This window comes from Streptomyces sp. R28 (assembly GCF_041052385.1).
Classification (GTDB): domain Bacteria; phylum Actinomycetota; class Actinomycetes; order Streptomycetales; family Streptomycetaceae; genus Streptomyces.
Genome location: NZ_CP163439.1, coordinates 4,125,101 through 4,149,819, shown reverse-complemented (window position 1 = coordinate 4,149,819; position 24,719 = coordinate 4,125,101). Strand labels below are relative to the sequence as shown.

Sequence of the window (24,719 nt, the reverse complement as noted above, 5' to 3'; positions counted from 1 at the left end):
GACGTCGGTCCCACCCGCGCGTGACCCGGCCTGGTCCGCACATCGGCACCGTCGGGCCGCCGGTAGGGTGGCCCGGTTGTCATACGTAGCCGAGCCCGACCCCCTTACGGAGACCGTGACTACCACCGCCGCCTCCTCCTCGCACCACCTATCCCCCGCCTTCCCCGGCCGCGCCCCGTGGGGCACCGCCAGCAAGCTGCGCGCCTGGCAGCAGGGGGCGATGGAGAAGTACATCCAGGAGCAGCCGCGTGACTTCCTCGCGGTCGCCACGCCTGGCGCCGGAAAGACGACCTTCGCCCTGACGCTCGCGTCCTGGCTGCTGCACCACCATGTCGTGCAGCAGGTCACGGTGGTCGCGCCGACCGAGCATCTGAAGAAGCAGTGGGCGGAGGCCGCCGCGCGGATAGGGATCAAGCTCGATCCCGAGTACAGCGCGGGCCCGCTCGGCAAGGACTACCACGGTGTCGCCGTCACGTACGCCGGTGTCGGCGTGCGGCCCATGCTCCACCGGAACCGGGTCGAGCAGCGCAAGACCCTCGTGATCCTCGATGAGATCCATCACGCGGGTGACAGCAAGTCCTGGGGCGAGGCCTGCCTCGAAGCCTTCGAGCCCGCCACGCGCCGCCTCGCCCTGACCGGTACGCCCTTCCGGTCCGACACCAATCCCATCCCCTTCGTCACGTACGAGGAGGGGAACGACGGGATCCGGCGGTCCGCCGCCGACTACACCTACGGCTATGGCAACGCGCTCGCCGACCACGTCGTGCGGCCCGTCATCTTCCTCTCCTACAGCGGCAACATGCGCTGGCGGACCAAGGCGGGGGACGAGATCGCCGCTCGGCTCGGCGAGCCGATGACGAAGGACGCCATCAGCCAGGCGTGGCGTACGGCGCTGGATCCGCGCGGCGAGTGGATGCCCAGCGTGCTGCGCGCCGCCGACCGGCGGCTGACCGAGGTCAGGAAGGCCATTCCGGACGCCGGTGCCCTCGTCATCGCCTCCGACCAGGACTCCGCGCGCGCGTACGCCAAGCTCATCCGTGAGATCACGGGAACCAAGGCGACCCTCGTCCTCTCCGACGACGCCGGGGCGTCCAAGCGGATCGACGACTTCAGCGGCAACAACGACCGGTGGATGGTCGCGGTGCGGATGGTGTCCGAGGGGGTCGACGTACCTCGGCTGGCGGTGGGGGTGTACGCCACCACCATCTCCACCCCGCTCTTCTTCGCGCAGGCCGTCGGCCGCTTCGTGCGTTCCCGCCGCCGCGGCGAGACCGCCTCCGTCTTCCTCCCGACCGTCCCCGACCTCCTCACCTTCGCCAACGAGATGGAGGTCGAGCGCGACCACGCCCTCGACAAGCCGAAGAAGGAGGGCGAGGAGGACCCGTACGCCGAATCCGAGAAGGAGATGGAGGAGGCGAACAAGGAGCAGGACGAGGACACCGGCGAGCAGGAGCAGTTCTCCTTCGAGGCGCTGGAGTCCGAGGCCGTCTTCGACCGGGTGCTGTACGACGGCGCCGAGTTCGGCATGCAGGCCCACCCCGGGAGCGAGGAGGAGCAGGACTACCTCGGGATTCCGGGGCTGCTGGAGCCGGATCAGGTGCAGCTGCTCCTCCAGAAGCGGCAGGCCAGGCAGATCGCGCACAGCCGCAAGAAGCCGGACGACGAGGCCGACCTGCTGGAGCTGCCCGCCGAGCGGCGGCCCGTCGTCTCGCACAAGGAGATGATGGAGCTCCGTAAGCAGCTCAACACCATGGTCAGCGCGTACGTCCACCAGAGCGGCAAGCCGCACGGTGTGATCCACACCGAGCTGCGGCGGGTGTGCGGCGGGCCGCCGAGCGCCGAGGCCACGGCGGGGCAGTTGCGGCAGCGGATCGCCAAGGTTCAGGAGTGGGCCACCCGGATGCGGTGACGCTGGGCGCGGTGCCGCTGGGCGCTGTGCCTGAGCCGGTTCTTATGGGGGGCACCTGTCCTACTTCGGCCGCGGGCCGGTGGGGGCTGGGCGCGCCCACGCGGCGGAGCCGCATATTGATACAGCCCCGCGCCCCTCCAGGCGCTGCGCGCCTGTCAGGGCGCCCCATGTGCCGCATATAGCAGGACGAAAGGGCGTGGGTCGTACCCGCCGCCGCCCGGATTCTGGACGGAGCCTTCCGCTCAGCGAACCGCCTTCGCTAATGTCCCGCTACGCACACGCCCCGTGGCAGCGCCGCCGCGGAGCGCAGCCGTGAAGCGACGCGGTCCGGAAGGCCGGACCGCCGGCCGATCGGCGGCCTCTGAAGCGCGTCACCGACGGGACTCGGTGCACGCATCCGCCGCGAGGGGGTCGCCGACCTCACCACTTAAGGAGTGGGCGTCGTGACCGCGGAGACCTCTCAGACGCTCGACCGAGGACTGCGTGTCCTCAAGCTGCTGGCCGATACGGACCACGGGCTGACCGTCACCGAGCTTTCCAACAAACTGGGCGTGAACCGGACCGTCGTGTACCGGCTGCTCGCCACACTTGAACAGCACGCCCTCGTACGCCGTGACCTGGGCGGCCGCGCCCGGGTCGGGCTCGGCGTGCTGCGACTGGGCCGGCAGGTGCATCCACTGGTACGGGAGGCGGCGCTTCCCGCGCTGCGCTCGCTGGCCGAGGACATCGGGGCGACGGCCCATCTGACACTGGTGGACGGCACGGAGGCACTCGCCGTCGCCGTGGTCGAGCCGACGTGGACGGACTATCACGTGGCCTACCGGGCCGGTTTCCGGCACCCCTTGGACCGGGGGGCCGCGGGCCGGGCGATACTCGCCGCCCGGCAACAGCCGCTGGAGGAACCCGGATACACCCTGACCCACGGCGAGTTGGAGGCAGGAGCGAGCGGGGCGGCCGCGCCGTTGCTCGGGGTCACGGGTGTCGAGGGCAGCGTGGGTGTCGTGATGCTGGCCGACGCGGTGCCGGAGCGGGTCGGGCCGCGGGTCATGGACGCGGCGCGGGAGGTGGCGGAGGCGTTGCGCTGAGGCGTGTCCGGTTCGGAGGCTGCGTGCTCGTGCGCTCTAGGCAGGGCCTGCGCGGCCTCCGACACTCGACACATGACCTCACTCAGCATCCGCACCGTGCACGACGTCGCCGGGTTCGCGGCCGTCGCCGACTACTTCAGTGACGTGTGGCAGACGCCCCGCAGCGCACCGCCCTTACTGTCCGAGACGCTGCACAGCCTCGCTCACGCGGGCGGGGCCGTGCACGCCGCGTACGACGGGCAGCGGCTCGCGGGCGCGAGCGTTGCCGTGTTCGGGCCGCCCGCGCTGCGGGAGACGTACTCCCTGCTGGCCGCCGCTGACCAGGGGCTCGGGGTGCAGGTCAAGCAGGCGCAGCGGGCCTGGGCGCTGGAACTCGGGGCACGCACGATGCGCTGGACCTTCGACCCGCTGGTCGGTCGCAACGCCCGGTTCAACTTCGTCAAGCTGGGCGCCGTGGGGACCGAGTACCTCGTCGACTTCTACGGCCCCATGGCGGACGGGGTGAACGACGGCGACGAGACCGACCGGCTGGCGGTGGCCTGGGACCTGACCGGGCCCAGACAGTCGTACGACACCGGTGGCACTGGTGGCACTGGTGATCGCGAGGCTGCGCCCACCACGCACACCGCCCCCGACGGCTCCCCGCTCGCCCGCCGCGACCTCGACGAGTGCCACGTCTGGTGCCGTGTACCGGACGACATCGTGGCGCTGCGGGCCGCCCACCCCGAGCTGGCGCTGCGCTGGCGGCGGGCCGTGCGCGAGGTGTTCACCAAGGCGTTCGCCGACGGGTTCAGGGCGACGGAGATGTCCCGGGACGGCTGGTACACGCTCACCCGCCGGGAGGCCGCCGCGTGAAACTCGAACGCGTCGAGATCGTCCACGTGGCGATTCCGCTGGTCACCCCCTTCCGTACCTCCTACGGCACGATGACGACGAAGGACACCTTCCTGCTGCACGTCGTCACGGACACGGCCGAGGGCTGGTCGGAGTTCGCGGCCGACCCCGAGCCGCTGTACTGCTCGGAGTTCGTGGCCGGCGCGGAGATCGTGCTGCGTGACTTCCTGCTGCCGCGCGCCGCCGCGCTCCCCGTGCTCGATACGGCCCACCTCGCTCCGGCGATGGAGAAGACCAAGGGGCACGAGCTGGCTAAGGCGGCGCTGGAGACGGCAGTCCTCGACGCCGAGCTGCGGTCGTACGGAATGCCGCTGGCGACGTATCTGGGGGCCGTGCGGGAGCGGGTGCCGGCTGGGGTGTCGGTCGGGATCAAGGAGACGATCGGCGACCTGCTGGACGACGTCGAGGGGTATCTCGGGCAGGGGTACGTCCGGATCAAGCTGAAGATCGAGCCCGGCTGGGACCTGGAGCCCGTACGGGCCGTGCGGGAGCGCTTCGGGGCGGAGCTGCCGCTCCAGGTCGACGCGAACACGGCGTACACGCTCGCGGACGCCGAGCATCTGCGGCGCCTCGACGAGTTCGGGCTGCTGCTGATCGAGGAGCCGCTGGCGGAGAACAACCTGTACGCCCACGCCCGCCTCCAGCAGCGCCTCGCGACCCCCGTCTGCCTCGACGAGTCCCTGCACAACGCCCGCGACACCGCGTCCGCGATCGCGATGGACGCGTGCCGGGTCGTGAACGTGAAGCCCGCGCGGGTCGGGGGATACCTGGAGGCGCGGCGGGTCCATGACGTGGCGCACGCGCACGGGGTGCCGGTGTGGTGCGGCGGCATGCTGGAGACGGGCATCGGCCGCGCGCCGAACCTGGCACTCGCGGCCCTGCCCGGCTGCACCCTCCCCGGGGACACCTCCGCCTCCAGCCGCTACTTCGCCGAGGACATCACGGAGCCGTTCGTGCTGGTCGACGGCCATCTGCCGGTCCCGAGGTCGCCGGGCATCGGGGTGGCGCCGCTGCCGGGCGCACTGCGGCGCTTCACCAAGGAACGGCGAGAGCTGTACGGGGCCTGAGGTGCGGGCCTGCGGCGGCGGGTCCGAGGTGGCGGGCCTGCGGCGTGCAGGCCTGGGGCGTGGGCCTGCCCGAGGCGGCGGCCTGAGATGCGGGCCCGAGGCGGTGGGCCCGAGCCGACTGGCCTGAGTCGGCCGCCCTGAGTCGGCCGCCCTGAACCGGCCGCCCTGAGGCGGCTGGCCTGGGCAGGGGTGGCCAGCTCCGACCTGGGCCTGGCCGGAACCCGCCGCCACGTTAGATTGAACCCGTGTTCTCTCGTCTCACGCGCCCCCAGGCCCTCGCCGTCTGCGCCCTGCCGGTGGTGGCCCTGCTCGCCACGGCCGCCTTCGCGCCGCTGCCGTTCTCGCTGACGCAGCCCGGCCTGACGGCGGACGTGCTGGGTGAGAACAAGGGCGAGCCGGTGATCACCATCTCCGGTGCGCCGACCCGCGACACGACCGGCGAGCTGCGCATGACGACGATCGAGGCGACCTCGCCCGACACGGACGTGACGCTCGGCGACGTGATCGACGCCTGGTTCCGCACGGACAAGGCGGTCATGCCGCGCGACTCCGTCTACCCGAGCGGCCGCAGCACCCAGGAGATCGAGAAGTACAACACCGAGCAGATGAAGGAGTCCCAGGACGCCGCGACCGAGGCCGCGCTGAACTACCTGGACCTGAACGACAAGAACATCAAGGTCACCCTGAAGCTGGCGGACGTGGGCGGCCCCAGCGCCGGTCTCCTCTTCTCCCTGGGCGTCATCGACAAGCTCAACGGCGCCGGGGCCGGAGCCGACCTCACCGGCGGCCGCACCATCGCCGGTACGGGCACGATCGACGCCGCCGGCAAGGTCGGCGCGGTCGGCGGCGTGTCCCTGAAGACCCAGGCGGCCAAGCGGGACGGGGCGACGGTCTTCCTGGTCCCGAAGGACGAGTGCTCCGACGCGAAGACGGAACTCCCGAAGGGCCTGCGCCTGATCCCGGTGACCACGCTGAAGGGGGCGGTGGGCGCGCTGGAGTCCCTGGAGTCGGGGAAGGGCTCGGTTCCGAGCTGCTAGGTCGGGGCCGTCCGTGGTGCGTCTTCATGAGCTGACGGATGAATCGTGGCGGTGATCGGGGAACAAACGGCCTGAGACAATTGCCCCGTCACTTTACAAACCCCTCCTTCTTCATCCAGTCCAACGCCACCTGATGCGGATCCTCCCCGTCCACATCCACCTTCGCGTTCAGGTCCTGGGCCACCGTGTTGTTCAGCTTCTTGGTGATCGGGTCGAGGACGTCCGCGATCGCCGGCCACTTCTTCAGGGTGTCGGAGTTGATCATGGGGGCGGCGTTGTAGTTGGGGAAGAACTTCTTGTCGTCCTGCATGACCGCGAGGTTCATCGACTTGATGCGGCCGTCCGTCGTGAAGACCTCGCCGTAGGCGCAACTCCCCTTCGCGGCCTGGGTGTAGATGATCCCGGTGTCCATCTGCGTGATGTTCTTCGTCGGCACGCTCATCCCGTACTCCTGCTGCATGCCCGGCAGCCCGTCCGCCCGGTTGGCGAACTCGACCTCCACGCAGAGCGTCACCGCGTCGGGGTCGGACTTGGACAGTGCGGCGACGTCGGAGAGCGTGTTCGTGCCGTACTTCTTGTGGTTCTCCTGGTTCATCGCCAGGGCGTAGGTGTTGTTCAGCGCGGACGGCGCGAGCCAGCTCACCCCGTTCTTCGCGTCGGCCTCGCGCACCGCCTCCCACTGCTCGTGCGGGTCGGGAATGGGCTCGCTGCGGCCCAGGTACGTGATCCAGGCCGTGCCCGTGTACTCGTACCCGGCGTCCGCGTCCCCCTTCCTGACCGCCTCGCGGCTGCCGATGGAGCCCTGGATTCCGGTGCGGTCGAGGACCTCCGCGCCGGCCGCCTGGAAGGCGATGCCCATGATCGCGCCGAGGATGAGCTGCTCGGTGAACGACTTCGACGTCACCGTCAGGTCGGCACCCTTCAGCGGCTCGCCCCGCCCGATCGTCCCGGGCCGCACGTCGTCGGCCATGGGGGAGCCGCTGGTCAGGCCGCAGCCCGAGGGCACCGCCAGTAGTCCCGCTGCCAGGAGCAGGCTCGCACGCCGCCTCATGCCTGCAACCCCCGCGGCCGCAGCAGCAGTTCCGCCAGCGACGCCAGCCAGTCCATCAGCAGGGCCAGCGCGACCGTGAGGATCGAGCCCAGTACCAGCACCGGCATGCGCTGGTTGGTGATGCCCGCCGTGATCAGCACGCCCAGGCCGCCGCCACCGCCGAAGACCGCCAGGGTCGCCGTGCCGACGTTCAGGACCAGGGCCGTGCGCACGCCCGCGAGGATGAGGGGGACCGCGAGCGGGAGTTCCACCCGTGTCAGGACCCCCGTCGGGGACATGCCGATGCCGCGTGCCGCCTCCAGCAGTGTCGGGTCGTTCGCCTTCAGGCCGGCGATCGTGTTGGACAGCACCGGCAGGACGGCGTAGGCGATCATGCCGATCAGGGCCGCCCTGCGGCCGATGCCCAGCCAGATCACCAGCAGGGCGAGCAGGCCGATCGCGGGGGTCGCCTGGCCCATGTTGGCGAGCGCCATGGCCACGGGGGTGGCCTTCCGGAACGCCCGCCGGGTGAGCAGGATCCCCAGCGGGATCGCGATGATCAGTACGAAGAAGGTGGAGATCACCGTGAGTTCGATGTGCTGCCACAGGGCCTTGGAGACCTGGCCGTTCGACAGAGCGTTCTCGGAGACCTGGTCCAGGTCGGCCTGCTGGAACCACAGCCAGGTCGCGAGCAGCATCGCCACCAGCACGGTCGGCAGGACGGTCAGCTTCTGCCAACTCACCTTCCGGGCCGGGGGCTGCGCGGCTGCGGGGGAGGGGGCGTCCCCCGGCTCCCCGGTGTCCTCCGCGAGCGTCGCCCCGGAAGCCCCGGAAGCCCCGGAAGCCCCGGAAGCCCCGGAAGCGGAAGCCCCGGAAGCCTCCGGAGCCCCGGACGTCCCTTGAGCGCCGGACGCCTCCGGAACCCCGGACGTCCCCTGAACGCCGGACGCCTTGGGAGCCTCGGGAGCAGTCACGCCTTCGCCTCCCCTCCGATGCCCTCCTGCTCGGCATGTGTCCGGTCGGCCCGTGCCCCCTCCAGCTCGTGCTGGGCCTCCAGCGCCTCCAGCCGGTCGGCCTCCAGCAGCTCGTGCACGGAGTTCATCAGCGTCTCCATGTCGACGACACCGGTGTACTCACCGCGCCGCCCGGTCACCGCGACCCGCCCCGCGTTGTCGATGAGGACCGCCTCCAGGGCGTCCCGCAGTGTGGCGTCCCGGGTCACAGTGTCGTGCACCAGCGTCCCCGCCCGCGCCAGCGAACCCCTGGCCCGCATCAGGTCGCCGCGCCTGAGCCACTTGTACGGCCGGCCCCGCTTGTCGAGGAGCAGGATCTCGTTGGTGCCGCTGGACCGGAGCCGGTTGAAGATCTCCTGGAGCGGGTCGTCGACGGTCACCGTCGGATAGTCGGTGACCTCCACATCCCGTACGCGGGTGAGGTTCAGGCGCTTCAGCGCGGCCCCGGCGCCCACGAACCCGGACACGAAGTCGTCCGCCGGGTTGGTGAGGATCGCCTCGGGGGTGTCGAACTGAGCGATGTGCGACCGCTCGCGCAGAACGGCGATACGGTCACCGAGCTTGATCGCCTCGTCGAAGTCGTGCGTGACGAAGACGATCGTCTTGTGCAGCTCGTGCTGCAGCCTGATCAACTCGTCCTGGAGATGATCACGGGTGATCGGGTCGACCGCGCCGAACGGTTCGTCCATCAGCAGAACGGGCGGATCTGCCGCCAACGCCCGTGCCACGCCCACGCGTTGCTGTTGTCCGCCGGAGAGCTGACGCGGATAGCGGCCGTGGAACTCCCCGGGGTCCAGGCCGACCAGGTCGAGCAACTCCTCGACCCGCGACGCGATCCGCGCCTTCGACCAGCCGATCATCCTCGGTACGAGCGCGATGTTCTGCGCGACCGTCATGTGCGGGAAGAGGCCGGCGGACTGGATCGCGTAGCCGACCTTGCGGCGCAGCTTCACCGGGTCGATGTCGGTGACGTCCTCGCCGCCGATGCGGATCCGGCCGCCGGTCGGCTCGATCAGCCGGTTGATCATTTTGAGCGTCGTCGACTTCCCGCACCCGGACGGGCCGACGAAGATGACCATCTCGCCCGCCTTGATCTCCATGTTGACGTTGTCGACGGCGGGGTTGGGATTGCCCGGGTACTGCTTGCTGAGGTTCTCCAGCTCGATCGTGGCACCGGTCGTGGCAGCCGTCGTGGCGCCGGTCGTGGCAGCGGTCGTGGCACCCGAAGCGGCACCCGGCGTACCGGCGGCGGACGTCTCAGACACGGATCCCCCTGGGAATGGTCAGCCGTCCGAGCAGGACGTACGCGGCGTCGAACAGCAGCGCGAGGACGATGATCCCGAGGGTGCCCGCGAGCACCTGGTTGAGCGCGTTCGCGCTGCCCAGCGAGGCGAGGCCGCGGAAGATCACATTGCCGAGGCCGGGGCCGGAGGCGTACGCCGCGATCGCCGCGATGCCCATCAGCATCTGCGTGGAGACCCGGATCCCGGTCAGGATCGGCGGCCAGGCCAGCGGCAGCTCCACCCGCAGCAGCTGGGCCGGCCGGGACATCCCGATGCCCCGGGCCGCGTCCACCAGCGACGGATCGACACCGCGCAGCCCGACGATCGAGTTGCGCACGATCGGCAGCAGCCCGTACAGCGTCAGGGCGATCACCGTGGGCGCCACGCCCAGCCCCACGATCGGGATGAGCAGACCGATCATGGCGAGCGACGGAATGGTCAGGATGGTCGAGGTGCTCGTCGTGGCGAGGTTGCCGGCCAGGTCGCTGCGGTAAGTGGCCACCCCGATCAGCACCCCGAGCAGGGTCGCCACGATCATGCACTGGAAGACGGCGCTGGCGTGCTGGTAGGCGTCGGTGAGCAGCTGCTGGTGACGGTTGGCCAGGTACTCCCAGAAGCTCACTCGGACTCACCCCACCAGGTCGTGGCCAGCTAGCTGCTCTCCCGGTCCTGGGCCGCCTGCTCCACCAACGGGATGATCCGCAGCGGAACGGGGTTCTCCATCACGATCGCGGTGGAGGCCCGGACGATCCCATCGAAACCGACAACCCGGTCGATCACACGCTGGAGATCGGCGTTGGAACGCGCCACGAGACGGCACATCATGTCCCCGGTCCCGGTGGTCGTGTGCAGCTCCAGCACCTCCGGCACGGTCGCCAAGTGCGCCCGTACGTCGGCCCCTTGCCCCTGCCGGATCTGCAGTGTGGCGAAGGCGGTGACCGGATATCCGAGCGCGGCCGGATCCACCTCCGGGCCGAATCCCCGGATGACTCCGTTCGACTGAAGCCGGTCCAGCCGCGCCTGCACCGTGCCGCGGGCCACTCCCAGGCGCCGGGACATCTCCAGCACCCCGATCCGCGGCTCCCGCGCCAGCAGCACGATGATCCGCCCGTCCAGATGATCGATCGCCACGACCGTCCGCCTCTCCCTCGACGACCCTCGCCGCTCAAGGTGGTCATCCTGTACAGAAGGCCCGCCGAAGTGGGTCCGGCACTGAGCAGATTGCCCAGCGGGAAACCAAACTATTGCGCACCTTGCCGCACCGGAGTGAGGCTGCGCCTATGACGCAGACCACACACCACACTCCCGACACCGCCCGGCAGGCCGACCCCTTCCCGGTCAAGGGAATGGACGCGGTCGTCTTCGCGGTGGGCAACGCCAAGCAGGCGGCGCACTACTACTCGACCGCCTTCGGCATGCGGCTGGTCGCCTACTCCGGACCGGAGAACGGCAGCCGTGAGACCGCGAGCTACGTGCTGGAGAACGGCTCCGCCCGTTTCGTCCTCACCTCCGTCATCAAGCCCGCCACCACCTGGGGCCACTTCCTCGCCCAGCACGTGGCCGAGCACGGCGACGGCGTCATCGACCTCGCCATCGAGGTCCCGGACGCCCGCCGCGCGTACGCCTACGCGCTGGAGCACGGCGCCCGCTCGGTGACCGAGCCGTACGAGCTGAAGGACGAGCACGGCACCGTCGTCCTGGCCGCGATCGCGACGTACGGCGAGACCCGCCACACCCTCGTCGAGCGCACCGCCTACGAGGGCCCGTACCTCCCCGGCTACGTCTCCGCCGCGCCGATGGTCGAACCGCCCGCCCAGCGCACCTTCCAGGCCATCGACCACTGCGTCGGCAACGTGGAGCTCGGCCGGATGAACGAATGGGTCGGCTTCTACAACAAGGTCATGGGCTTCACGAACATGAAGGAGTTCGTGGGCGACGACATCGCGACCGAGTACAGCGCGCTGATGTCGAAGGTCGTGGCCGACGGCACGCTCAAGGTCAAGTTCCCGATCAACGAGCCCGCCATCGCCAAGAAGAAGTCCCAGATCGACGAGTACCTGGAGTTCTACGGCGGCGCGGGCGTCCAGCACATCGCGCTCAACACGAACGACATCGTCGCGACGGTACGGACGATGCGCGCGGCCGGCGTGGCGTTCCTCGACACCCCCGACTCGTACTACGACACCCTCGGCGAGTGGGTCGGCGACACCCGCGTCCCCGTCGAGACCCTGCGCGAGCTGAAGATCCTCGCCGACCGCGACGAGGACGGCTACCTGCTGCAGATCTTCACCAAGCCGGTCCAGGACCGCCCGACCGTCTTCTTCGAGATCATCGAACGGCACGGCTCGATGGGCTTCGGCAAGGGCAACTTCAAGGCACTGTTCGAGGCGATCGAGCGGGAGCAGGCCAAGCGCGGCAACCTCTGAGGCTCGTGCGGGACCTGCGGACCCGTGCAACCTGCGAATAATGCGCAACCTGCGGTGAACGCGATACCTGCGAAAGCTGTGAATTCGTAGAAAGCGCAACCACATCGGCCCGGTGAGGCCTCTCCAGACGTGCGGGCGCCACGGGGGCGCCCGCACGACCCGGGAGTGAACAGTGGCCGACCGTTTCGACCTTTCCGCACCGTCCGAGCGCTGGCTGTGGAAGAAGGCGACGCTGCGGGAACCCACGATCCTGCAGTCGTTCGCCTTCGACGAGGTGAACCGGCACCTGTACGTCCTTCAGCTGCGGCGGGGCGGCGGCGACGCCGGTCACCTGTGCCTGAACAAGCTCGACCTCGCGGGCAAGCGCTTGGGCCACATGTACCTCCAGGGCTTCGGGCACGGCGTCAGCATGGGCGTGCAGAACGATCCCGACGGCACGGTGTGGATCTGGACCGAGGCCGACGCCAAGGGCGGCTACGGCCAGGGCGTCACCCGGTTCCGCTTCTTCGACGGCGCCGTCCGCACGCGGGAGGACGTCAAGGTCCGCAACCCGATCCCGGGCTCCACCCACAACCAGCCGTCCGTCTGCATGACCTCGCGGCGCATCGCCGTACGCCATCGCATCGACGACAAGCCCCGCTACCGCGTCTGGGACCTCGACGCCTTCGTCGCCCGCGACTACTCCGCCCCGGTCGCCGACTTCCCGCAGACCGGCGCGCACCCCAAGGCCGAGATCCCCTTCCAGGGGTACGCCCTGGACGGCGACCACCTCTACCAACTGGCCGGCACCGCCTACCACGCCAAGACCAACCCGCCCGCCAAGCGCGGCAACGCCCACATCTCCTGCCTCGACATCCGCACCGGCGAACTCCTCGACCAGCAGCGCACCGAGGCCGGCCACTCCCTCGACCACCGCGAACCGGAGGGCCTGGCCGTCCGCCCCCACGGCTCCGGGGCACGGCTGTGCCTGGGGCTCGCGTCCGGCCCGGAGGGGGCGCGCAGGTTCTCGATCTACTACAAGCCACGCGCGGCCTGAGGGGCCCGCCCGCTCACCCCTTTCGCGGCTTCGCGTCCACTTGCGCGTCCATCTCCGGTACGTCCTTCACCGACGGCTCGCCCAGCTCCTCCAACGCCGCCGTGGCCAGCGGCACCCGCGTCGGCGAGAAGTGCGGATTGATCCGCAGCGCCTCCTGCAGATGCCGCCGCGCGGGCCCCGCCAGCTCCAAGTCCCGCTCGATCATCGCCCGGTGATACACGTACGGAGCACTGCGCACCCCACCGCCACGTGCCTTGTCGGTCGCGATCCTGGCGAACTTCAGCGCCTCCTTGTCCTCCCCGGCCTGGTGCAGCGCCCACCCCAGCGCGTCGGCCACCGCGATGCCGGGCTGGCGCCGCCACTCGGTCCGCAGCCGCCGTACCGCGGAGGGTACGTCGCCGTGGTCCGCCTCGAAGAGGCCCAGCACCAGTTCCTCGTCCACCCCGGCCGCCGCGGCCCGCGCCGCCCGCTCCCGCAGCAGGTCGTACTGCACCCGGGCCGCCTGCCCCAGCCCCAGCGACTCGTACAACTCGCCCAGTTCCAGCGCGTACTGGGGACACGGCTGCTTGGCGAGCGCCACCCGGTAGGCGTTCAGCGCCTCCGTGGTGCGGCCCAGCGCCGCCAGCGTCCGCCCCTGCCCGGCGAGCGCGGCCCGCTGGTCGGGGTCGAGGCGTACCGCCTCCTGGAAGTGGCGCAGCGCCACGTCCAGGTCGCCGCGTTCCCAGGCGAGCTGACCGGCCCGTTCGAGATACGCCGCCCGCTCGGCCGGTGCCTCGGCGGCCCCCGCCGCGTCGGACAGCGCCGCCGCCGCGTCCTCACGGCGGCCCCGGTCCCGGTAGACGGCCGCCGCCCGCGCCTGCACCGCCGGCCCCGAGCGCAGCTTCAGCAGCCGGTCCAGGGTCCGCTTGGCCGCCTTGTACTCGCCCAGCCCCGTGTACGCGTCGATCAGCTGCGGATACGTCGTCCACCGCTTCCGGTTCACCTGAAGCGCCGCCTCGCCCCACGTCAGCGCCGCCCGGAAGTCCCGCCGCGCGTTCGCCAGCGCCGCCATGCCGTCCAGCGCCTCGGCGTTCCTCGCCCGCACCTTCAGCGACGTACGCAGCGCCTTCTCCGCCTTCGGGTAGTTCACCGGCTCCGCGGTCCGCCGCCCCCGTTCCACATACGCGGCGCCCAGCACCGCCCACGAGTGGGCGTCCTTGGGATGCGTCCGCAGGTGGGCCTCGCGCTCGTCGATCAGCACCGCCAGATCGGGCAGCGCGGCCGGCACACCCGTGGTGACCGCGGTGAGCGCCTGCGCACCCGGCGCCGGTGGGGCGGCCGCCCGCGTCCCGGCCGGCCCCCACGGCAGCAGCGCCAGCATCCCGCCGAGCACGGCACACCCCGCCACCGCGGCGATCAGCACCCGACGTCGGATGCGCGAGCGGTCCGGCGCGGGCTGCTCGTTCTCACCGGCGTCGTTCTCGTTCTTCGAGGCGTCGTGCTCCGCGGCGTCGTTCTCCGAAGCGTCGTTCGTCGAGGCGTCGTGCTCCGCGGCGCTGTTCTCGGTGGCGCTGTTCTCCATGGCGCTCACTGTGCGTGAAACCGTGCGTCAATACGACGACCACACCCGTCCGCCGCCGGCTGCCGTACGTGGGGTTCACACCGATGGCCCCGGGTGTCACGCTGTGATCATGAGCCGTACCGAAGCCGCACCCGACCAGGCCCGGGGTGACCTCACCGAGCGGCTGCTCGCGGGTCTGCCCGCCGAGGCCGTCCTGACCGACCCCGACGTCACGGGCTCCTACGCCAACGACATGGCCAGCTTCTGCCCGGCCGGCGCCCCCGCCGTGGTCGTCCTGCCGCGCACCGTCGAAGAGGTCCAGCACGTCATGCGCACCGCCACCGAGCTGCGCGTCCCCGTCGTCCCGCAGGGCGCCCGCACGGGCCTGTCGGGCGGGGCCAACGCCTCCGACGGCTGCATCGCGCTGTCCCTGACCAAGATGGACCGCATCCTGGAGATCAACCCGGTCGACCGCATCGCGGTCGTCGAGCCCGGCGTCATCAACGCCGCCCTCTCCCGCGCGGTCAACGAAGTGGGCCTCTGCTACCCGCCGGACCCCTCCAGCTGGGAGATGTGCACGATCGGCGGCAACATCGGCACCGCCTCGGGCGGCCTGTGCTGTGTGAAGTACGGGGTGACGGCCGAGTACGTCCTCGGCCTGGACGTCGTCCTCGCCGACGGACGCCTGATGTCCACGGGCCGGCGTACGGCCAAGGGTGTCGCGGGATACGACCTGACCCGCCTCTTCGTCGGCTCCGAGGGCTCGCTCGGCGTCGTCGTCCGGGCCGTCCTGGCGCTCAAGCCGCAGCCGCCGCAGCAGCTGGTCCTCGCCGCCGAGTTCGCGTCCGCGGCCGCCGCCTGCGACGCCGTGTGCCGGATCATGGCCGGCGGACACGTCCCGTCACTGCTCGAACTGATGGACCGTACGACGGTCAAAGCGGTCAACAACATCGCGAACATGGGACTGCCGGAGACGACGGAGGCCCTCCTCCTCGCCGCCTTCGACACCCCGGACCCCGCCCCCGACCTCGCCGCCGTCGGGGCGCTGTGCGAGGCGGCCGGCGCCACCCAGGTGGTCCCGGCGGACGACGCGGCCGAGTCCGAACTCCTCCTCCAGGCACGGCGGTTGTCCCTGACCGCGCTCGAAGCGGTGCGGGGCGTGACGATGATCGACGACGTGTGCGTGCCCCGGTCCCGGCTCGGCGACCTCATCGAAGGCGTCGAGCGGATCGCCGACAAGCACCAGCTCACCATCGGGGTCGTCGCGCACGCAGGAGACGGCAACACCCACCCGACCGTGTGCTTCGACGCGGCCGACCCCGACGAGTCCCGGCGCGCCCGCGAGTCCTTCGACGAGATCATGGCCCTCGGCCTGGAACTCGGCGGCACGATCACCGGCGAGCACGGCGTGGGCGTCCTGAAGAAGGAGTGGCTGGCGCGCGAGATCGGCCCCGTCGGGATCGAGATGCAGCGGGCGATCAAGCAGGCCTTCGACCCGCTGGGCATCCTGAATCCGGGCAAGCTGTTCTGACCCGTCCCTTCGGTCGGTACGGCTCACTGGGCGAGCAACTGGTCGAGCGCGTCGTCGATCCCCAGCTGCTTGCCCTCGGTCCCCGGGGGCACCACCCTGAGCGTCCGCTCCAGCCAGGCCGACACCTGCGCCGCCGGCGCCTCCAGCAGGGCGTCCCCGTCGGGCGAACTCAGGCCCATGAGCACGACGCTGCGGCCCTCGACCTTCGTCGGCCACACCCGCACGTCCCCGTGCCCGCACGGCCGGAACACCCCCTCGACCAGCAGATCGCGGGAGAAGGTCCAGTACACGGGGTGCTCGGAGTTGATGTGGAAGGCGACGTGGACGGCGTACGGATCCTCGCTGTGGTAGCTCAGCCGGGCCGGGACGGGGACGCGGCGCTCGGGCGACAGGATGAGCTTGAGCTCCAGTTCGCGCTCTACGACGGCGTGATGCATGGCGTGGGTGTCCTCTCTCGTGACGCGTGCGGGTCCTGCGGGCGGGCCCGTACGAGTGGAGAGCGAGGACAGGGGTGGATCATTACGCGGGTTCGCAGAACTTTTTTCCGGCCTGTTCCCGGAGCGGTTCCGTACATGTGAAGTACGTGTACGAGCTTGCCCGGAAAGGAGCGGGTCCTACGGGACTGGCGGTGCTTGTTGCGCCGGTCTGATAGATGTGGAGGCCCCCAATCGACCCTCGAGCAGATACCGGACGACGGACATGAGCGCCCCAACCCCGGCCCCAGGTGACGACAGGCCCCGCGAAGGGTATTACCCGGACCCGTCCATTCCTGGATATGTCCGGTACTGGAACGGTGCCTCCTGGGTACCGGGCACCAGCCGTCCGGCGCCGACGGACGGCGAATCGCTCGCCCCGCCCCCGGGCGCGGACCCGGGTCAGGCCGCGTCGGCCCCGGCCGCCCCGGTCGAGGAGACGGGCCCGCACTTCTTCGACGAGGACCCGGCCCAGGCGCCCCCGCAGGCCGACGCCCAGCACGGCAGCCGCCCGGAGCCGGCGTCGGCCTGGGGAGCCGACTCCGTCCATCAGTCCGGCTTCGGCGGCGACCAGGACCGCCGCGTCTCCTGGGGTGCCCAGCAGGGCGCCGACCCGAGGGACCCGGGCGAGCCGGACGCGGGCGCCGGGGGCGGCGCCTCCGGTGACACGTTCATGATCCGCCGGCCGGTCGCGGAGCCCGGGGGAGCGCCGGCGTCCGGCGCCGCGGGGCAGGCCACTCCCCGTATCCCGAACCCCGCCGGGTCGGCGCCCGCCGACGGCACCATGGCCATCCGCGCGCTGTCCCCGCGCACGGCGCAGCAGGGCGGGGCGGCCGGGGCGCAGGGCGGGAGCACGGGCGCGTCCGCCGGCCCGGGCGCCGCACATCCGGATGCTCACCACCCCTCGGCGGCCGGCGCCCCGCAGGGCCCCGGCTTCGGCGCCGGGAAGGCCGCCGCCGAGCGCGCCGCGGTGGCCCAGGGACAGCCCCAGGGACAGCCCCAGGGACAGCCTCAGACGGGCGCTCAGGCCGGGACTGCCGCCCAGGCGGCCGGTGCCGCCCCCACGGCCCTCTCCGGCCCGCAGCAGGCCGCCCCGACCGTCCCCCAGCAGTCCGGCCCCCCGTCCGCGGCCGCGGCGTCCGCCGCGCCCATGAGCGCCGGTGCCGGCGGCGGTCAGTCCTCCTGGGCGCAGCAGGTCCACCGGCTCGCGGGACCGTCCGGCGACGAACAGCCGGTCGCCCCCTGGAAGCCCCCGGTCGAGGACATCTTCCAGGCGGCCGCCAGGCGCCAGGCCGCCGCCCGCCCCGCCGGCCTCGGCAAGCGGCTGGCCGCGCGGCTGCTGGACACCGTCGTGCTGGGCGCCGTCACCGCGGTGGCCGCCGTGCCGCTCGGCAGCCAGGCGCTCGACCACGTCAACGACAAGATCGACGCCGCCAAGCTCTCCGGCGAGACGGTCACCGTCTGGTTGCTGGACGGCACGACCTCGATGTACCTCGGCATCGTCCTGGCCGTCCTGCTCCTGTTCGGCCTCGTCTACGAGGTCGTGCCCACCGTCAAGTGGGGCCGCACGCTGGGCAAGAAGGTGCTCGGTCTGGAGGTGCGGGACATCGAGGCCCACGAGCCTCCGACCTTCGGTCCCGCACTGCGCCGCTGGCTCGTCTACAGCATCCCCGGCCTGCTCGGCATCGGGGTCGTCGGCGTGTTGTGGTGCCTGTTCGACCGGCCGTGGCACCAGTGCTGGCACGACAAGGCGGCGCGTACGTTCGTCGCGGGCTGACCGCACACGGCGAACCGCACGGACGATTCCGTACTCCGGACGGCCCCGCGCCGGATGCGAAGCCGGGGGGTTCGAGGTCGACTCGGGCCATGAGCAGTGAACCGCCTCCCGGCTCCGGTCAGCAGCCCCCGGAAGACGACCCGTTCAGGAAGCAGCCCCCGCCGCCCGAGGGCTCGGGCTCGCCGTACGGCCAACAGCCTCCGTACGGTGACCAGCCGCCGCCCCCCTCCGGCGGCGGCCCCTCCGGCGGCGGCCCCTACGGCGGCGGCCCCTACGGCGGGGACCCGTACGGCGGCGGCGGTTACCCCACCGACCCGCTCGCCGGGATGCCGCCGCTCGCCGACAGCGGCAAGCGCACGCTCGCGCGCATCATCGACATGATCCTGGTGGCCGTCGTGGTCTGGCTGCTCACCTGGGGCTTCGGCGTCACCGAGTACAACGTGGACGCCGACGAGGTGGAGTACGGCAAGTCCTTCCTGCAGTCGCTGGTCGCCGTCCTGCTCTTCATCGGCTACGACACCTTCATGACCGTCAGGACGGGGCAGACGCTCGGCAAGAAGCTGCTCAACATGAGGGTGGCCAACCTCGACAACGGGGCCACGCCGTCCGTGCAGACCGCGTTGATCCGGGCGGCGGTGCTGTGGATCCCGTTCGCGTTCTGCTGCGCCTGCATCTGGACCGCGATCTGCGGCGGCTGGAGCTTCTTCGACCGGCCCTACAAGCAGGGCCTGCACGACAAGGCGGCGAAGACGGTGGTGGTCAGCACCAATGCCTGAGGCGGGTCAGGACTGCGTCAGCACCGGTTCTTCGGTCTGTTCCCGTTCCGCCGGTTCCCGTTCCGCGGCGGCGGGCTTGGGCTTGCGCATCGCCACCACACGGGGCTTCTTCGGCATGGGCACCGTCATGGCGACCAGCAGCCCGAGCATGAGCGCCGAGACGGCGATGACCGCGATCCCCACGCCCGAGCTGGTCTGGGACAGCAGCAGCATGGCGAGCGTCGAGAAGATCACGGTGCACGAGCCGTAGGAGAGCTGTGCGGCAGTCGGACGAGGCATGATCATCGTGTCCTCGGAATCAGGGGTGCACGGGGGTCTCGGCCTGGCTTTCCGCCGACGTCCGGGCGTTCCGCCATCCGACTCTAACCGCGTGCATGCCCGAGCGGAACAAACCGTAAGCGTGACCTAACCAACAGTGCCGGTGCACAGGGGGCGCACGGAGTCATGCCGTCCATCAAGTGGACGGGGCCACGCGCCCGTTGACGAAAGATCGTTGTCCGTTAAATGAACATCGACTCCGCATAGTGCAATTGAGGTGTGCAAGTCAAGGTCTGTCTTTTCTGCTTAACCTCTAGTCAAATGTCGTCACTTGACTACACGCGTTGATCAGGTGCGCGCGGAACCTCCATGACCAGGACCTTCCCTCCGTGCGCCCGAACGCGGGGGAGGAAGCAAGTGACCAGCAGACCCTGGACGTTCAGAGCGGCGGCAACCGCCGTCGCGCTCGCGGCAGCCGCGGCGACGGGCTCGACCTACGCGGTGGCGCAGGCCGGCGAAGGCACCTCGGCGGCATCCGTGGAGCGGCACGACCCGGCGGAGCACACTCACGCCGACCACGACCTGGATGGCCCCCTGAGCAAGACCCAGGAGGCCCAGCGCCAAGAAGCCCTCAACCAGGTCATATCCGGCAAGGCGAAGGTGAAGGAGCGCGCGGGCTCGCAGGTCGTCGAGCTCAAGAGCAAGAAGGGCGACGGCAAGTACGTCGAGCTGGGCCGCGAGAAGACCGACAAGATATTCACGATCCTGGTCGAGTTCGGCGACCAGATCAGTGACTTCGGCGGCACGCCCGGCCCGGCCCACAACCAGATAGCCGAGCCCGACCGCGCCAAGGACAACTCGACGGCCTGGCAGGCGGACTACAACCAGAAGCACTTCCAGGACCTCTACTTCGGCACCGGCAAGAAGACCGAGTCGATGAAGAAGTACTACGAGAAGCAGTCCTCGGGCCGCTACTCGGTCGAGGGCGAGGTCGCCGACTGGGTCAAGGTCCCCTACAACGAGGCCCGTTACGGCAACAACGCCTGCGGCCAGACCAACTGCTCCAGCGTCTGGAACGTCGTCAGCGACGGTCTGAACGCGTGGGTCGCCCAGCAGAAGGCAGCTGGGAAGACCGACGCCGAGATCAAGGCGGACGTCGCGCAGTTCGACCAGTGGGACCGCTACGACTTCGATGGCGACGGCAACTTCAACGAGGCCGACGGCTACATCGACCACTTCCAGATCGTGCACGCCGGTGAGGACGAGTCCGCGGGCGGCGGCGCGCAGGGCACCGACGCGATCTGGGCCCACCGCTGGTACGCGTTCGGCACCGACGCGGGTGCCACCGGCCCCTCGGACAACAAGCTGGGCGGCGCGCAGATCGGCTCCACCGGCATCTGGGTCGGCGACTACACCATCCAGCCGGAGAACGGCGGGCTCGGCGTCTTCGCCCACGAGTACGGCCACGACCTCGGCCTGCCGGACCACTACGACACCTCCGGCGGTGAGAACTCCACCGGCTTCTGGACCTTGATGTCCTCCGGTTCCTGGCTGGGCACCGGCAAGAAGGAGATCGGTGACCTGCCGGGCGACATGACCGCCTGGGACAAGCTCCAGCTGGGCTGGCTGAACTACGACAAGGCGAAGGCCGCGACGGAGTCCGAGCACAAGCTGGGCGTGGCCGAGTACAACACCCGGCACAAGCAGGCCCTCGTGGTCGAGCTGCCCAAGAAGAAGGTCACCACCGAGATCGTCAAGCCGGCGCAGGGCGCGAACCAGTGGTGGAGCGGCAGCGGCGACAGCCTCGCCAACACGCTGACCCGTTCCGTGGACCTCACGGGCAAGTCCTCCGCCGCCCTCACCCTTGACGGCTGGTACGACATCGAGGCCGAGTTCGACTACCTCTACACCGAGGTCTCGACCGACGGCGGCGCCAACTGGACGGCCGTCGACGGCACGGTGGACGGTGCGGCCCTCCCGCGCGACGCCAGCGGCAAACCCGCCCTCACCGGCACGGTGGACGCCTACAAGAAGCTGGTCTTCCCGCTCGACGCCTACGCCGGCAAGAAGATCGACCTGCGCTTCCGCTACCAGACGGACGGCGGCGTGGCCCAGAAGGGCTTCGCGGCCGACGAGATCACCGTGACCGCCGACGGCACGGCCCTGTTCTCCGACAACGCCGAGAGCGCGGACGCCGCTTGGGCGACCAAGGGCTTCTCCCGTATCGGCGCGTCCATCACGGACGACTACGCGCAGTACTACATCGCCGAGAACCGCCAGTACGTGTCGTACGACAAGACCCTGAAGTCGGGCCCGTACAACTTCGGCTTCTCGTCGACCCGTCCGGACTGGGTGGAGCACTACGCGTACCAGAACGGCCTGTTGATCTGGAAGTGGGACACCTCCCAGGCGGACAACAACACCAGCAAGCACCCCGGTGTCGGCCTGGTCCTCCCGGTCGACTCCCACCCGACCGCGCTGAAGTGGTCCGACGGCACGCTGATGCGCAACCGCATCCAGTCCTACGACGCGCCGTTCAGCCGGTTCCGCACGGACGGCATGACGCTGCACAACGCGGACGTCGCGACCCGGATTCCGTCGCGTGCGGGGGTGCCGGTCTTCAACGACCGCACCAACACGTACTACGACGCGGCGACCCCGACCGCGGGCGTCAAGATCACTGACACCAACACCAAGATCAAGATCATCAAGGAGGCCTATGACGGCTCGACGATCACGGTCGAGGTCGGCGCTGCGGTGAAGTAAGCATCATCTTCGCAGGTCAGAGCATTATCGGCGGCAGCCCCCTGGCGGGTTGCCGCCGATCGTGTTTAGGTGCACCCTGTGCTTCCCTTATTGACATCGGCACCCACGCCGACCCTGATCCAGACCTTGACACCGACTCGCACGGGGGTGTGACCGCATGGCCGCAGGAGGTTTCTGCAAGCTGCCGACCGGCAGCGTGGTGGTGGCGCTGAACCTGCCCAGCCCCACCGCCCATGGCACGGGCTGCGTCCGTGTCCTCGTCCACGCCCAGAACCGCGCCCGAGCCCTGACCAGGCTCCGCAACCTGGGCATGCGGGCGGTCTACCTGCGCGGCAACGCCGCCCCGCCGAGCCCGGACGAGATCACGGCGGTCCTGCACCACCCGGACGGCCTGATATGGCGAACGGCCCCTGACAACGGTGTCGTGGCGAGCCCGGACCTGGCCCAGGAACTGTGGCATCCGATCAGGGCCCTGCTGAGGAGACCGGCGGCGCCGGCGTGAGCGCTGGGCAGCCCTGACGCAGGCCGGCTGCGGTTCGGCAGCGCCCTCAAGGGGCGCGGGGCTGCATCGATATGCGGCTCCGCCGCGCGGGCGCGACCAGCCACAACGGCGCCGCAGCCGCCCGACGGCCAATCGTGGCACCCCGCGAAGCGCTACGCGGCACCCCCGCGAAGCGCTACGCGGCACCCCCGCGGAGCGCTACGCGACGACCGGCTTCCCGGACAGCTCGACCCCCGCCTCGCGCATCTCCTCCAGTGCCCGTTCCGTGGTCTCCGAGGCCACTCCGGCGGTCAGGTCCAGCAGGACCTGCGTACGGAAGCCCTCGCGTGCGGCGTCCAGCGCGGTCGCCCGCACGCAGTGGTCGGTGGCGATCCCCACCACGTCCACCTCCGAGACCTCCCTGGCCCGCAGCCAGTCCGCCAGCTTCACCCCGTTCTCGTCGGCCCCCTCGAACCCGCTGTACGCCGCCACGTACGCCCCCTTGTCGAACACGGCGTCGATCGCGCCGGATGCGACGGCGGGGGCGAAGTTCGGGTGGAAGCCAACCCCCTCCGTGCCGGCGACGCAGTGCGCGGGCCAGGAGTGGGCGAAGTCGGGGTTCGTGGAGAAGTGGCCGCCGGGCGCGATGTGGTGGTCGCGGGTGGCCACGACGTGCTGGTAGCCGGACCCGGCCGCCTGCCCGATGAGCTCGGTGACGGCGGCGGCCACATCGGCCCCGCCGGACACCGCGAGGCTGCCCCCCTCGCAGAAGTCGTTCTGCACATCTACGACGATCAAGGCGCGGCGCATGGTCGGTGTCCTTCGGTTATGGACGCTGAGGTCGGGACGGTGAAAAGGGTGCTGGCCCGGCCGTGAACTTCCGAGCCTAGAGACTTCGGGTGCCGTGCGGGAGGGGGCATGGAGTGAGCGCGCCGGGCGCACTCGCTTCACGACCCCGTCCGGCTCCCCGCGCGCCCGTTGACATACTCCGTCGGAATGACCGGTTCCCCCCGCGAGAGCTGAGTCGCGGACAGCGGCAGACTCGCGCGAGCGGCCGTGTGCCGGTCCCGTACGACGTCCAGCGGCTCACGGGCCACCACGTCACCGCCCTTGACCAGCTCGACCAGCAGCTGCCGGTCGGCGAGCCCGTCCGGCACCGCCCCCGTGCCGACGACCTCGGCCTCCACGACGCCGTACTCGTCGAGGCGCCGCGCGGCCCACTTGCGGCCGCCGATGGAGGTCTTGCCGCCGCTCGACTTCTTCGCCACCGGCACCAGCGGGGCCCCCGCGTCGGCGGACTCGGCGCGGGCGACCAGCTTGTAGACCATCGAGCAGGTCGGATGCCCGGACCCGGTCACCAGCTGGGTGCCGACGCCGTACGCGTCCACCGGCGCCGCCGCCAGCGAGGCGATGGCGTACTCGTCCAGGTCGGAGGTGACGATGATCTTCGTGCTCGTCGCGCCCAGCTCGTCCAGCTGCTGGCGCACCCGGTGTGCGACCAGCAGCAGGTCGCCCGAGTCGATGCGGACGGCGCCCAGCTCGGGCCCGGCGACCTCCACGGCCGTACGGACCGCCTCGGCGACGTCGTAGGTGTCCACGAGCAGCGTGGTGCCGCGGCCCATGGAGTCGACCTGGGCCTGGAAGGCGTCCCGCTCGCGGTCGTGCAGCAGGGTGAAGGCGTGGGCGCTGGTGCCGACGGTGGGGATGCCGTAGCGGAAGCCGGCGGCCAGGTCGGAGGTGGAGGTGAAGCCGCCGACGTACGCGGCGCGGGACGCGGCTACCGCGGCCAGCTCGTGTGTGCGCCGGGCGCCCATCTCGATGATCGGGCGGTCACCGGCGGCCGACGACATGCGTGAGGCGGCGGCGGCGATCGCGGAGTCGTGGTTGAGGATGGACAGGATCACCGTCTCCAGCAGCACGCACTCGGCGAAGGTGCCCTCGACCCGCATGATCGGCGAGCCCGGGAAGTAGACCTCGCCCTCGGGGTAGCCCCAGATGTCGCCGGAGAAGCGGTAGTCCGCGAGCCACCGCAGGGTCTGCTCGTCGACGATGTTCCGCTCGCGCAGGAAGCCGAGGACGTCGGGGTCGAAGCGGAAGTTCTCGACGGCGTCCAGCACCCGGCCGGTGCCGGCCAGGACGCCGTAGCGCCGCCCCTCGGGCAGCCGCCGGGTGAAGACCTCGAAGACGCTCCGCCGCTCGGCGGTGCCCGCCTTCATGGCGGCCTGCAGCATCGTGAGCTCGTACTGATCCGTGAAGAGCGCCGTCGAGGGAACGTCCACCGGCAGCCCAAGGTCCGCTACATCCACGACAGCTCTCCTAGCTATGACTCTCCGGGCG

At 70.6% G+C, this 24,719-nt stretch carries 22 protein-coding genes; 12 read left to right on the top strand and 10 right to left on the bottom strand.

Annotated elements, in window-relative coordinates:
• The first annotated feature begins 115 nt into the window (after positions 1–115).
• The 5 genes from AB5J49_RS18360 (at position 116) to AB5J49_RS18340 (ending at position 5,992) form a co-directional block, all read left to right on the top strand.
• Positions 116–1,909: a DEAD/DEAH box helicase gene (locus AB5J49_RS18360; RefSeq protein ID WP_369169708.1), complete on the top strand. Its 1,794-nt coding sequence runs from the start codon at positions 116–118 to the stop codon at positions 1,907–1,909.
• 443 nt (positions 1,910–2,352) lie between these two features.
• A complete protein-coding gene (locus tag AB5J49_RS18355) occupies positions 2,353–2,994 on the top strand; it encodes an IclR family transcriptional regulator (RefSeq protein WP_062703418.1) in 642 nt (213 codons plus the stop codon).
• 72 nt (positions 2,995–3,066) lie between these two features.
• Positions 3,067–3,849 carry a chorismate synthase gene (locus AB5J49_RS18350; protein ID WP_369169707.1) on the top strand — a complete coding sequence of 261 codons (783 nt, stop codon included), beginning with the start codon at positions 3,067–3,069 and terminating at the stop codon, positions 3,847–3,849.
• Entirely contained in the window at positions 3,846–4,955 is a 1,110-nt protein-coding gene (menC, locus tag AB5J49_RS18345; protein WP_369169706.1) for an o-succinylbenzoate synthase, read from the top strand. Before AB5J49_RS18350 ends, menC begins: the two co-directional genes overlap by 4 nt.
• A 245-nt stretch (positions 4,956–5,200) precedes the next feature.
• Positions 5,201–5,992: a PDZ domain-containing protein gene (locus AB5J49_RS18340; RefSeq protein ID WP_369169705.1), complete on the top strand. Its 792-nt coding sequence runs from the start codon at positions 5,201–5,203 to the stop codon at positions 5,990–5,992.
• Between the two features lie 88 nt (positions 5,993–6,080).
• Here AB5J49_RS18340 and AB5J49_RS18335 read toward each other — a convergent pair whose 3' ends face one another.
• The 5 genes from AB5J49_RS18335 to AB5J49_RS18315 form a co-directional block, all read right to left on the bottom strand.
• Entirely contained in the window at positions 6,081–7,043 is a 963-nt protein-coding gene (locus AB5J49_RS18335; protein ID WP_369169704.1) for a glycine betaine ABC transporter substrate-binding protein, read from the bottom strand.
• On the bottom strand, positions 7,040–7,996 hold the full coding sequence (locus AB5J49_RS18330) for an ABC transporter permease (protein WP_369169703.1): 957 nt from the start codon (positions 7,994–7,996) through the stop codon (positions 7,040–7,042). Before AB5J49_RS18330 ends, AB5J49_RS18335 begins: the two co-directional genes overlap by 4 nt.
• Positions 7,993–9,201, bottom strand: a complete 1,209-nt coding sequence (locus AB5J49_RS18325) for a betaine/proline/choline family ABC transporter ATP-binding protein (RefSeq protein WP_369175182.1) — start codon at positions 9,199–9,201, stop codon at positions 7,993–7,995. Before AB5J49_RS18325 ends, AB5J49_RS18330 begins: the two co-directional genes overlap by 4 nt.
• A gap of 91 nt (positions 9,202–9,292) precedes the next feature.
• Positions 9,293–9,940, bottom strand: a complete 648-nt coding sequence (locus AB5J49_RS18320; RefSeq protein ID WP_369169702.1) for an ABC transporter permease — start codon at positions 9,938–9,940, stop codon at positions 9,293–9,295.
• Positions 9,941–9,969: 29 nt separating this feature from the next.
• A complete protein-coding gene (locus AB5J49_RS18315; RefSeq protein WP_274239294.1) occupies positions 9,970–10,449 on the bottom strand; it encodes an Lrp/AsnC family transcriptional regulator in 480 nt (159 codons plus the stop codon).
• A gap of 149 nt (positions 10,450–10,598) precedes the next feature.
• Between AB5J49_RS18315 and hppD the strand changes: the two genes are divergently transcribed.
• Both hppD and AB5J49_RS18305 read left to right on the top strand, forming a co-directional pair.
• Complete coding sequence (gene hppD, locus AB5J49_RS18310; RefSeq protein WP_369169701.1) at positions 10,599–11,744, top strand: 4-hydroxyphenylpyruvate dioxygenase; 1,146 nt, start codon at positions 10,599–10,601, stop codon at positions 11,742–11,744.
• 172 nt (positions 11,745–11,916) lie between these two features.
• Complete coding sequence (locus tag AB5J49_RS18305; protein ID WP_369169700.1) at positions 11,917–12,780, top strand: Teichoic acid biosynthesis protein C (Precursor); 864 nt, start codon at positions 11,917–11,919, stop codon at positions 12,778–12,780.
• A 13-nt stretch (positions 12,781–12,793) separates the two neighbouring features.
• On the opposite strand, the gene AB5J49_RS18300 is transcribed toward AB5J49_RS18305, so the two are convergent.
• Complete coding sequence (locus AB5J49_RS18300) at positions 12,794–14,341, bottom strand: tetratricopeptide repeat protein (protein ID WP_369169699.1); 1,548 nt, start codon at positions 14,339–14,341, stop codon at positions 12,794–12,796.
• Between the two features lie 103 nt (positions 14,342–14,444).
• On the opposite strand from AB5J49_RS18300, the gene AB5J49_RS18295 reads away from it, so the two are divergent.
• Entirely contained in the window at positions 14,445–15,851 is a 1,407-nt protein-coding gene (locus AB5J49_RS18295) for an FAD-binding oxidoreductase (protein WP_369169698.1), read from the top strand.
• A 23-nt stretch (positions 15,852–15,874) separates the two neighbouring features.
• Here AB5J49_RS18295 and AB5J49_RS18290 read toward each other — a convergent pair whose 3' ends face one another.
• Complete coding sequence (locus AB5J49_RS18290) at positions 15,875–16,288, bottom strand: SsgA family sporulation/cell division regulator (RefSeq protein ID WP_369169697.1); 414 nt, start codon at positions 16,286–16,288, stop codon at positions 15,875–15,877.
• Positions 16,289–16,550: 262 nt separating this feature from the next.
• On the opposite strand from AB5J49_RS18290, the gene AB5J49_RS18285 reads away from it, so the two are divergent.
• Positions 16,551–18,101: an RDD family protein gene (locus AB5J49_RS18285; protein ID WP_369169696.1), complete on the top strand. Its 1,551-nt coding sequence runs from the start codon at positions 16,551–16,553 to the stop codon at positions 18,099–18,101.
• 89 nt (positions 18,102–18,190) lie between these two features.
• Positions 18,191–18,877, top strand: coding sequence for an RDD family protein (locus tag AB5J49_RS18280; protein WP_369169695.1), 687 nt, complete (start codon positions 18,191–18,193; stop codon positions 18,875–18,877).
• A 6-nt stretch (positions 18,878–18,883) separates the two neighbouring features.
• On the opposite strand, the gene AB5J49_RS18275 is transcribed toward AB5J49_RS18280, so the two are convergent.
• Entirely contained in the window at positions 18,884–19,156 is a 273-nt protein-coding gene (locus tag AB5J49_RS18275) for a hypothetical protein (protein WP_369169694.1), read from the bottom strand.
• 396 nt (positions 19,157–19,552) lie between these two features.
• On the opposite strand from AB5J49_RS18275, the gene AB5J49_RS18270 reads away from it, so the two are divergent.
• Together AB5J49_RS18270 and AB5J49_RS18265 are read left to right on the top strand one after the other, a co-directional pair.
• Positions 19,553–21,901, top strand: a complete 2,349-nt coding sequence (locus tag AB5J49_RS18270; RefSeq protein WP_369169693.1) for an immune inhibitor A domain-containing protein — start codon at positions 19,553–19,555, stop codon at positions 21,899–21,901.
• Between the two features lie 157 nt (positions 21,902–22,058).
• Positions 22,059–22,403 carry a hypothetical protein gene (locus AB5J49_RS18265; protein WP_369169692.1) on the top strand — a complete coding sequence of 115 codons (345 nt, stop codon included), beginning with the start codon at positions 22,059–22,061 and terminating at the stop codon, positions 22,401–22,403.
• A gap of 198 nt (positions 22,404–22,601) precedes the next feature.
• On the opposite strand, the gene AB5J49_RS18260 is transcribed toward AB5J49_RS18265, so the two are convergent.
• Positions 22,602–23,192 carry a nicotinamidase gene (locus tag AB5J49_RS18260; protein WP_369169691.1) on the bottom strand — a complete coding sequence of 197 codons (591 nt, stop codon included), beginning with the start codon at positions 23,190–23,192 and terminating at the stop codon, positions 22,602–22,604.
• A gap of 137 nt (positions 23,193–23,329) precedes the next feature.
• Positions 23,330–24,688: a nicotinate phosphoribosyltransferase gene (locus AB5J49_RS18255; RefSeq protein ID WP_369169690.1), complete on the bottom strand. Its 1,359-nt coding sequence runs from the start codon at positions 24,686–24,688 to the stop codon at positions 23,330–23,332.
• Positions 24,689–24,719: the final 31 nt, after the last annotated feature.

What these genes read in the sequence shown, in the direction of transcription:
- AB5J49_RS18275 (WP_369169694.1), bottom strand. Translation starts at nt 19,156, where the DNA reads ATGCCTCGTCCGACTGCCGCACAGCTCTCCTACGGCTCGTGCACCGTG.
- AB5J49_RS18280 (WP_369169695.1), top strand. Translation starts at nt 18,191, where the DNA reads ATGAGCAGTGAACCGCCTCCCGGCTCCGGTCAGCAGCCCCCGGAAGAC.
- AB5J49_RS18350 (WP_369169707.1), top strand. Translation starts at nt 3,067, where the DNA reads ATGACCTCACTCAGCATCCGCACCGTGCACGACGTCGCCGGGTTCGCG.
- AB5J49_RS18300 (WP_369169699.1), bottom strand. Translation starts at nt 14,341, where the DNA reads ATGGAGAACAGCGCCACCGAGAACAGCGCCGCGGAGCACGACGCCTCG.
- AB5J49_RS18260 (WP_369169691.1), bottom strand. Translation starts at nt 23,192, where the DNA reads ATGCGCCGCGCCTTGATCGTCGTAGATGTGCAGAACGACTTCTGCGAG.
- AB5J49_RS18265 (WP_369169692.1), top strand. Translation starts at nt 22,059, where the DNA reads ATGGCCGCAGGAGGTTTCTGCAAGCTGCCGACCGGCAGCGTGGTGGTG.
- AB5J49_RS18285 (WP_369169696.1), top strand. Translation starts at nt 16,551, where the DNA reads ATGAGCGCCCCAACCCCGGCCCCAGGTGACGACAGGCCCCGCGAAGGG.
- AB5J49_RS18290 (WP_369169697.1), bottom strand. Translation starts at nt 16,288, where the DNA reads ATGCATCACGCCGTCGTAGAGCGCGAACTGGAGCTCAAGCTCATCCTG.
- hppD (WP_369169701.1), top strand. Translation starts at nt 10,599, where the DNA reads ATGACGCAGACCACACACCACACTCCCGACACCGCCCGGCAGGCCGAC.
- AB5J49_RS18335 (WP_369169704.1), bottom strand. Translation starts at nt 7,043, where the DNA reads ATGAGGCGGCGTGCGAGCCTGCTCCTGGCAGCGGGACTACTGGCGGTG.